At 41.7% G+C, this 8,752-nt stretch carries 7 protein-coding genes and 5 pseudogenes; 5 read left to right on the plus strand and 7 right to left on the minus strand.

What is annotated here, in order from left to right:
• Nucleotides 1-272: 272 nt before the first annotated feature.
• On the minus strand, nt 273-650 hold the full coding sequence (locus tag WN50_RS15440; RefSeq protein ID WP_046281738.1) for a response regulator: 378 nt from the start codon (nt 648-650) through the stop codon (nt 273-275).
• Between the two features lie 1,365 nt (nt 651-2,015).
• Between WN50_RS15440 and WN50_RS15450 the strand changes: the two genes are divergently transcribed.
• The gene (locus WN50_RS15450) at nt 2,016-2,735 is read left to right on the plus strand and encodes a ChaN family lipoprotein (RefSeq protein ID WP_425354811.1); all 720 of its coding nucleotides are present in this window, start codon (nt 2,016-2,018) and stop codon (nt 2,733-2,735) included.
• A 13-nt stretch (nt 2,736-2,748) separates the two neighbouring features.
• On the opposite strand, the gene WN50_RS31445 is transcribed toward WN50_RS15450, so the two are convergent.
• From WN50_RS31445 to WN50_RS35365, 3 genes and pseudogenes are all read right to left on the minus strand, one after another.
• The coding region (locus tag WN50_RS31445; protein ID WP_425354810.1) for a Glu/Leu/Phe/Val family dehydrogenase at nt 2,749-3,174 on the minus strand (426 nt) is incomplete at its 5' end.
• Between the two features lie 71 nt (nt 3,175-3,245).
• Nucleotides 3,246-3,874, minus strand: a pseudogene (locus tag WN50_RS35360) (Glu/Leu/Phe/Val family dehydrogenase); the annotation flags it as partial.
• A gap of 1 nt (nt 3,875) precedes the next feature.
• Nucleotides 3,876-4,562, minus strand: a pseudogene (locus tag WN50_RS35365) (Glu/Leu/Phe/Val family dehydrogenase); the annotation flags it as partial.
• Between the two features lie 394 nt (nt 4,563-4,956).
• Between WN50_RS35365 and WN50_RS15465 the strand changes: the two are divergent.
• Entirely contained in the window at nt 4,957-5,550 is a 594-nt protein-coding gene (locus tag WN50_RS15465; RefSeq protein ID WP_046276986.1) for a DUF4126 domain-containing protein, read from the plus strand.
• Nucleotides 5,551-5,560: 10 nt separating this feature from the next.
• Here the strand turns inward: WN50_RS15465 and hemH (WN50_RS32300) are convergent.
• The coding region (gene hemH / locus WN50_RS32300) for a ferrochelatase (RefSeq protein ID WP_152964827.1) at nt 5,561-6,144 on the minus strand (584 nt) is incomplete at its 5' end.
• A 1-nt stretch (nt 6,145) separates the two neighbouring features.
• Nucleotides 6,146-6,927: pseudogene (gene hemH, locus WN50_RS15470) on the minus strand (ferrochelatase); the annotation flags it as partial.
• Between the two features lie 103 nt (nt 6,928-7,030).
• Here hemH (WN50_RS15470) and WN50_RS15475 point away from each other — a divergent pair.
• From WN50_RS15475 to psaK (WN50_RS36265), 3 genes and pseudogenes are all read left to right on the plus strand, one after another.
• On the plus strand, nt 7,031-7,714 hold the full coding sequence (locus WN50_RS15475; RefSeq protein WP_046276988.1) for a class I SAM-dependent methyltransferase: 684 nt from the start codon (nt 7,031-7,033) through the stop codon (nt 7,712-7,714).
• Between the two features lie 145 nt (nt 7,715-7,859).
• On the plus strand, nt 7,860-8,113 hold a 254-nt coding region (psaK, locus tag WN50_RS36260; protein WP_281062888.1), incomplete at its 3' end, for a photosystem I reaction center subunit PsaK.
• Nucleotide 8,114: 1 nt separating this feature from the next.
• Nucleotides 8,115-8,327 (plus strand): annotated as a pseudogene (psaK, locus tag WN50_RS36265) (photosystem I reaction center subunit PsaK); the annotation flags it as partial.
• A gap of 75 nt (nt 8,328-8,402) precedes the next feature.
• Here the strand turns inward: psaK (WN50_RS36265) and WN50_RS15490 are convergent.
• Nucleotides 8,403-8,752, minus strand: a pseudogene (locus WN50_RS15490) (FAD-binding oxidoreductase); the annotation flags it as partial.

Here is an 8,752-nt window from a genome sequence, read left to right on the forward strand (position 1 = left end):
CAGTAGTTTGCAGTAGGTATAAGCATCGTTACGACTTTTGATTTGACCGTCTATCCATGCTTTAATGATGCTGTTGCGAACAAAACGACCAGTACGAATAGCTTCATCTAACTTTTTGTACTGGGCAACAGTTCCTTGTAGCTTCATTTCATAGACAATCATGTTTATCATTGTCGCTCCACGATAAGTTATTGTAGCATACAATAATCCGTCGTGAACGACCTTGCTCTAAACCTGTTTTTTATTGGTAAAGTCTAAAAAGACAGTTACACTCAAGCCCAATCTAAAATTTTTTCAACTAAAGCTCCTAAACTCAAAGGTTCAAAGGGTTTAGTAATCACTCCACTCACCCCAGACAGAACAAATTTGCGATGTTCTTCAGCTTGTACTTGTGCTGTTAGTAAGATCACGGGGATGTGCTTGGTTTTTGGGTTGATTTGTAGCTTTTGAAACGTCATTAATCCATCCAATTCTGGCATCATTACATCCAGGAGAATAGCGTCGGGTAGTTCTTGACTTGCCTTGAGTATACCCTCTTGACCCGATTGAGCGGTGATCACTTGCCAATTTAAAATGAATTCTAAACTCATTTGGGCAACTTCGCGAATATCGTCTTCATCATCAATGAGTAAAATACGTTTAGTCATTATGCTCACAAGTTAGAAAACTCTCTAATATAGACGATCATATAAAATTTAAAAAGTTTATAATTGATTCTGAGCCTCAACTGTTATAATCTCTAGGATAGCTATTTTTCGATAGATCGAGAAAAATCACCTCAAGTTATCTAGACCATTTTAAGTGATCAATGACAGTTCTGACTAACGCTTCTAGACATTGCGCGGAGTCTGACGACAACTGATCAAAAGCTACATTTTACTCATCGAAAACTCGACTTCAAGTTGGCTCCCCAAATTTTTTCATAAATTTTTAATTTTCGCTTAAGATTGATCTGGGGGGAGTGAGACAATTCAAAAACTGCATCAATCTCATTCAAGCATTGAATGATCATCTTGAATTCTGACTGAATTTTCGAGAAGATATTATCAGTCAGTCAAGGGGTGACACTCCAAGGGAATGCTTTGGTCTGGGACAGAAAACCCGGGGTTAAACTCCGAGAAACGGACAAAACTCCAAGTTGCTATTTTTGCACCTTAGACAATCATCTCAATTGTCACCATTGTATAACGAGTCATTTCACATTAAAGGCAGGGTATGAACAACACTACCAAAAATCAGTCTCAAGATCTCCTCCTCGACATCGCCTGTGAGGAATTTAACTTTGAACGTTGGGCTAAAGCGGTAAAACCCCAGTTAATCGCGGCATTGCGAGGAAATTTTACGGTAACACCTAAACTATGGCAGCAGGCTCAGGAAAAAGTNAAATCAGTCTCAAGATCTCCTCCTCGACATCGCCTGTGAGGAATTTAACTTTGAACGTTGGGCTAAAGCGGTAAAACCCCAGTTAATCGCGGCATTGCGAGGAAATTTTACGGTAACACCTAAACTATGGCAGCAGGCTCAGGAAAAAGTAGACTAAACTCATCTAGACACTTCTGAACTGTAAAACGCATTCGCTCTAAAAACAGAACTCCTAAAAAAATTTTGACAAAGTTTGATCTCTGGCGGTTAATAACGCTAGAGTTTTTTTGTCGGTTGAAAATTCCTAGCATTGAGTTCTTCTAACATGAATAAAGTTGCCGTTGCAAAGGTTTTTACATGGTCACTGGGATTCTTTCTATGGTGTACACCCCCTACAGGGGCAGAATATCTAAACAATTTAGATCGATTTTTCGATTCTCCCGCCCTATATGCCGTCACTTCTTCCCAACAGAGGATCTTGCAAAATCTCAAAAGTGCGGATGTTGTGTACTTAGGAGAAACTCACGATCAACTCAAGGATCATCTNGGCAGAATATCTAAACAATTTAGATCGATTTTTCGATTCTCCCGCCCTATATGCCGTCACTTCTTCCCAACAGAGGATCTTGCAAAATCTCAAAAGTGCGGATGTTGTGTACTTAGGAGAAACTCACGATCAACTCAAGGATCATCTTGCCCAACTCAATATTATCAAGGCATTATACCATAAAAATTCTCAAATCGTCATTGGGCTGGAAATGTTTCAGCGTCCCTATCAAGAAGTTTTAGATCAATATATCGCAGGTTCAATCAGCGAAACGGAGTTAATTGAGAAAAGTCAATATTTGCAACGTTGGGGTTTTCCCTGGCAAAATTATGCTGAAATTTTGCGGTTTGCGCGGCAAAATAATATTCCAGTTTTAGCTTTAAATACTCCCAGTGAAGTCACCCGTAAGGTGGCAAAAGAAGGCTTAGGAAGCTTAACAGATGAAGATAAACGCTATATTCCGCCTCTGAGCGAAATTCGCACCGATAACGCTGAATATCGGCAAATGCTGCAAGAAATTTATCAACAACATCATCACGGACAAGGAAATAGTGCAGCTTTTGAAAACTTCTTTTTAGCTCAAGTGCTTTGGGATGAAACGATGGCTGAAACCATTGCAAAATATCTCAAGAATCATCCCAAATCTCAAGTGATTGTTTTAGTGGGAAAAGGTCATATTATCTATAACTACGGAATTCCAAGTCGAGTTGAACGGCGATTAAGCGATCGCAATTTAGTTCAGCGTTCGGTTATTTTTTCAACGACAACCGAAGAATCTGTTTCTAATAAAACTCCGATTGCTGACTATATTTGGTTAGTGGAATAAAGGCAAAATCGAGTTAGTTTTTAACATAAAAATCTCGGTTTCCTTTGGCATTCATCGCTTCTCCTAAGCGATTTAACCCATGAACATAGGCAGCCGTTCGCATGGAAATCGCAAGTTCTTGAGAAATACGCCAAATTTCTTCAGTTTCAGCTATCATTTTTTGTTTGAGACGATGATTCACTTCTTGGAGTGTCCAATACAACCCAGCCCGATTTTGCACCCACTCAAAATAACTAACGGTTACACCTCCTGCATTGACTAAAATATCAGGAATCACTTTAATTCCTCGTTCTTCTAAAATCCGATCTGCTTCTGAAGTGGTTGGGCCGTTTGCCACTTCAAAAATATATTTTGCTTGAATGTCTTTGGCATTTTCAGAGGTGATTTGATTTTCTAAAGCAGCCGGAATCAAAACATCAACATCTAAGGTTAAAAGTTCNCTTGAGAAATACAGCAAATTTGTTTCGTTTCGGCTTGCATTTTTGACTTTTGACTAAGGTTCCCTACTTAGAGTGTCCAATACAACCCAGCCCGATTTTGCACCCACTCAAAATAACTAACGGTTACACCTCCTGCATTGACTAAAATATCAGGAATCACTTTAATTCCTCGTTCTTCTAAAATCCGATCTGCTTCTGAAGTGGTTGGGCCGTTTGCCACTTCAAAAATATATTTTGCTTGAATGTCTTTGGCATTTTCAGAGGTGATTTGATTTTCTAAAGCAGCCGGAATCAAAACATCAACATCTAAGGTTAAAAGTTCTTCATTGCTAATCACATCATGTTCAACAATATTACAAACTGTTCCTTCACAATAAACGGCTTTAACGCTTTTATTGGATTCTTTAAACTGTTGAACACTGGGAATATCTAAGCCGTTTTTAGAATAAATTCCCCCTTGAGAATCACTGACTGCAACGACTTTATATCCGGCTTGGGCGAGGAGTTGGGCGAGAGTTGCGCCTGCATTTCCAAAGCCTTGAACAGCAACTTTAGTATTAGGGGGAAATTGACTCAATTTTGCCAGAATTATTTCGATTACAAAAAAAGCCCCCATTGCGGTTGCTGTATCTCGTCCTAAACTTCCCCCTAATGCAATGGGTTTCCCGGTAACAACACCCGGACAAAGTTGACGACGAANGGCGAGGAGTTGGGCGAGAGTTGCGCCTGCATTTCCAAAGCCTTGAACAGCAACTTTAGTATTAGGGGGAAATTGACTCAATTTTGCCAGAATTATTTCGATTACAAAAAAAGCCCCCATTGCGGTTGCTGTATCTCGTCCTAAACTTCCCCCTAATGCAATGGGTTTCCCGGTAACAACACCCGGACAAAGTTGACGACGAATGATGCTATATTGATCCATCATCCAGCCCATAATCATTGGGTTGGTGTAAACATCCGGCGCGGGAATATCAATATCTGGGCCAATAAAATCGGCGATCGCATCGACATATCCGCGACTCAAGCGTTCTAATTCGAGTTTTGAAAGTTCTTTCGGATTAACCGTAATTCCGCCTTTCGCACCCCCAAACGGTAAGCTTAAAACCGCACATTTAAAGGTCATCCAAAAGGCTAAAGAGGTGACTTCATCAAGGGAAACTGTCGGATAGTATCTCACCCCTCCTTTGGTCGGCCCTCTGGTGTCATCATACCGCACTCGATAACCTGGAAAAATTTTCAGTGAGCCGTTATCCATGCGAACGGGAATGGAAACGATTAAACTTGATTTAGGATATTTCAGCCGTTCGATAGTATCTTCGGAAAGGGAAACGTAGTTTAAAGCGCCTTCGAGTCTTTGGCTGGCATCTGCAAATAAAGAGTCAGACATGGTTGAAGATTAACAAAACTCTATGGTTTAACTCATATCATGGCAGTTGCCAGTTTGTTTGAGTCTTGATTCTATTTAATAATCTTGCAATGAAAATTAAGGGAGATCAACAAAGTCTGTCTGTAGAAACATCTGGTTTGACAAGTTAACCCCGATGTGTATTTTAATTGTCGGATAAACTTTAACTAAGATTTTAGATATTCTTTTCATTTTTTATTGAACAAGATCTAGCACAATTTGAGCAGAATATGTAAAATTGGATTAAGGAATTTACCCAAAGTCGGTTCGTTTAGATGATCCGAATCCGGTTTTTTCAACTTAAGGATATTCTGATTATAAAATTCTGGTTGTCTCTCATCCGAAATGATGATCCACTACTTACCTAGATCCCATTATGATAGAACTCCTGGCTGCTCTGTCTGCATCAGCAGCCGCAGGGATGAGAATTGCTTTACCCTTACTTTTAATTGGTTTACTGCAAACGGATTTGTGGGAGCGTGTTCCTTTTTTGTCTCGTTTCTCTCCCCAGTGGGTAGTGGGAGTATTAGTCAGTTGGTCGCTGTTTGAACTGTTCGCCTCTAAAAATGTACTCGGACAGCGAGTTTTAAACTTGATTCAGCTTGTTTGTAGTCCGTTTGTGGGGGCGATTATGGGAACTGCGATCGCCCAAGCCACAGAGGTTCCCGGATGGCTAGTGGGGTTAATTGGAGTAACGGGGGGTTTATTGGCGTTAGTCTTGCAACTGGTACAAGTCGGATGGTTTTACCGTTTGCGAGGTTTACCGATTTGGGCGATTTTTTTTCAAGATCTTCTCTGCATTTCCCTGGTCGTATTTGCCTTTGACGCGCCACAACAGGGAGGATTAATTGCCCTATTGCTGTTGTGGTTAGCGATTCGCAGTTCCAAAGAATGGTATCAATGGTACACCGCCCAAGCCTCACCCAAACAACGCCATCGTCCCCGTCGTCACAAACGCAATCCTGATTAAGCCACAGCGTTTAGAGTAAACCGACTAAATGCAAGGGGCCGTGACCTGTAATTAATTCAACTACAACGGCAACAATCCCAATCATTGCCAAACGCCCATTCCAAACTTCGGCGGCGGTTGTCATTCCCCATTCCCAACGTTCTTGGGGGTACATTTTTGTTTTTTTAGGGGGATGAGTAACTTCAGCAAATGTAATTTGAGGTCCGTCTAAGGCTTCAATCACCATATCGGCTAAATCTTCGATAAAAACCGGATGGGTATTGAGTGCCGGAACCCGATAAAAGTTTTTAATTCCAGATTCGACCGCCAGATGACGATACTCCATGTCAATTTCTTCGAGAGTTTCGATATGTTCAGACACGAAGCTAATGGGAACCACCATCAGGTTTTCTACCCCTTGTTGAGCGAGTTCAGGGATGGCTTCTTCGGTGTAGGGTTTGAGCCACTCAACCGGGCCTACTCGACTCTGATAAGCCAGAGTATGAGGGTTTGGACGATTGAGGGTTTGCATGATTAACCGCGTACAGTTTTCGATTTCAGTCTGGTAGGGATCACCCGCTTCTTCAACGTAATTGACGGGTACCCCGTGAGCGCNACCCCTTGTTGAGCGAGTTCAGGGATGGCTTCTTCGGTGTAGGGTTTGAGCCACTCAACCGGGCCTACTCGACTCTGATAAGCCAGAGTATGAGGGTTTGGACGATTGAGGGTTTGCATGATTAACCGCGTACAGTTTTCGATTTCAGTCTGGTAGGGATCACCCGCTTCTTCAACGTAATTGACGGGTACCCCGTGAGCGCTGAAAAATAGATGAATGTGTTCAGAATCTTGACAGTGATCAAGTTCTTCAGCGATTAATTGACTCATCGCCTGTAAATAGCCCGGTCGATCATACCAAGAGGGAATCACTGTATAATTAATTTTTTGCAGAGCCGGATCTTCAGACCAAAGTCGTTCTAACAGTCTGAAGCTAGAACCACTGGTACTGATCGAAAATTGGGGATACAAAGGTAAAATCACCAGTTGTTCAACTTGGTCTCGCTTGATTCTGACGAGCGCTTCTTCGGTGAAGGGATGCCAGTAACGCATTCCCACATAAATTTGAACATCATGCCCTTTTTGTTGTAACTTTTCCTCAAGGGCGACAGCTTGTTCTTCCGTAATGCGTCGCAGGGGTGAACCCCCGCCAATCGCTTTATAGTTTTCTTGAGATTTGCTGTAACGCAAGGTCGAGATTAACCAAGCCAGGGGTCGCTGCAACCAACGAAAGGGCAGACGAATGATTTCCGGATCGGAAAATAGGTTATACAAAAAGGGGCGGACATCTTCTAGTTGCTCTGGCCCGCCCAGATTTAACAGTAAAACTCCGACTCGTCCCATAGCGGTTTGTGATCCCCAATTTTTAATCTTTGTTACCTATTTTAATGATAGTAGCCTGATATTGGGGCAAAGTCGATAGTGAAAAAATGCAAATATTTTAGATATGGCAACAATTTTAAGAAGTCTCAGCTACCGTTATCAATGGCTTTACGATACGATCTCGGGTCTGGCTGCCTTGAGTGTGGGAGGAGAAGCCCGTTTTCGGCGATTGGCATTGGAAGGATTGTCTATCAATCCTAACACGAAGGTCTTGGATTTATGTTGTGGGAGTGGACAGGCAACCGAGGTTTTGGTTCAACATTCTCAAAATGTTGTGGGGTTGGATGCCTCTCCTTTATCATTAAAACGCGCTAAACACAATGTTCCTACGGCTGAATATGTGGAAGCTTTTGCTGAAAAAATGCCCTTTGCTGATGATCAATTTGATCTGGTTCATACCAGTGCGGCTTTACATGAAATGAACCCGGTTCAGCTTCGGCAAATTTTAGAGGAAGTCTATCGGGTTCTCAAGCCAGGAGGGGTGTTTACCTTGGTTGATTTTCATCGCCCTAATAACCCATTATTTTGGCCAGGAATTGCCCTGTTTTTGTGGCTGTTTGAAACGGAAACGGCTTGGCAATTGTTACAAACAGATTTGATGGCGTTACTGTCTGAAGTGGGGTTTCGGGCCAATTTATCGGAAGCGCAGGGGGCTGATTTTCCCCAACAACGGCTTTGTGCCGGGGGTAGTCTTCAGGTGATTCAAGTTCAGAAGCCTGGCGTGAACGGATATCTCTCTCGGGAGTGATTCCTTAAATTCAGTTAACTGAATCCGGGGAAAATATTAAGGATTGCAACAAGAACTGTTTTGCTTGCCAAGTTCGTGATACTAAATGGAAACTAAGATTCTTAATCCGATTTTGTAAACCTCTAAAAACAAAGGAGAAAGTCAATTGATTTACTCAGAATTAATCGCCGCTACAGCAAACACCGTCACGACTGTTTCTTGGAGTCCCAAGACGGCAATTGTGATGATTATCTGCAATATTGTAATGTTTGCGGTTGGTAAATTTGTGATTCAAAAGCCTAATGTTGGCCCTGCACCTAACACCTTTTTAGGCATGAGTTTAGCTGCATTAATTGGGACAGCTTGTTTAGGTCATATTGTTGGTGCGGGTGTGATTCTTGGACTCGCAAACGTCGGTACNGTTTCTTGGAGTCCCAAGACGGCAATTGTGATGATTATCTGCAATATTGTAATGTTTGCGGTTGGTAAATTTGTGATTCAAAAGCCTAATGTTGGCCCTGCACCTAACACCTTTTTAGGCATGAGTTTAGCTGCATTAATTGGGACAGCTTGTTTAGGTCATATTGTTGGTGCGGGTGTGATTCTTGGACTCGCAAACGTCGGTACTCTTTAGATTTGATTTGACTCTACTCTAGAAACCCGGTTTCTTTGAGAAACCGGGTTTCTGTTTGGGGTTTCTGTTTTTATTTTAATGATAATCTTGACCTGAACCATATTTCCAAGCTTCTAACCAACGATGATAGTAATATTGCTGGATGGGTGATAAGTTTTTAATCGAAGGTTCTCGGTTTTTTCCCAGTGAAAATAACGCAGTATAAGCCCCTAAGTTAAAATAGTGAACAGTCCACTCTAATAAAGGCGTTAACCCCACTTGTGGAATCACTTTAAATACAATATCAGGATGAGAAATACTGGTTTTAAACAAGGTTTTGGCTAAGGGGAAAAACTGCACAACATCTTGTAAAAAAGGTTTGAGAACCCCATCGCCTAATTGTTCCATTTCTTGAAATACTGCGGCTAATAGATTGTTAATGGTAT

This window comes from Limnoraphis robusta CS-951 (assembly GCF_000972705.2).